The following is a 453-nucleotide window of genomic DNA, read 5'->3' as shown; positions in this document are numbered from 1 at the left end:
GATAAAGAAGGAAAAGCAAACGTTTCAGATTTACCTATTGGGAAGTATGAGTTGGTGGAAGTAGAAACACCGGCAGGATACAAACCACTAGAAAAGCCAGTTTCATTCGAAATTGAAAAGGGTAGAGTAACAGCGCTAAAGCTAACAGTAGAAAATGAATTAGTGGATACAGGAAATGTAGAAATTACAAAAGTAGATAAAGAAAATAAAGATGCTTTAGCTGATGCAGTATTTGAGATTCAAGATGCAGCAGGACAAGTAGTCGCTAAAATAACGACAGATAAAAAAGGACAAGCACAAGTTACTAATTTATCAGTCGGCACATACAAGTTAGTAGAAGTAAAGGCACCAAAAGGGTATAAACAATTAGTAGATCCGATTGCTTTCCAAATTGAAAAAGGCATGACAAAATCTCTTGCTTTAACAGTAGAAAACGAAATGTTAGACAAGGGA

At 35.5% G+C, this 453-nt stretch carries 1 protein-coding gene; it reads left to right on the top strand.

Annotated elements, in window-relative coordinates:
* On the top strand, window positions 1-453 hold a 453-nt coding region (locus MR170_RS31115; protein ID WP_242310681.1), incomplete at both ends, for an MSCRAMM family protein.

Source organism: Bacillus cereus group sp. BfR-BA-01524 (assembly GCF_022662595.1).
GTDB classification, from domain to species: domain Bacteria; phylum Bacillota; class Bacilli; order Bacillales; family Bacillaceae_G; genus Bacillus_A; species Bacillus_A thuringiensis_S.
This window is presented reverse-complemented; position numbering and strand designations above follow the sequence as displayed.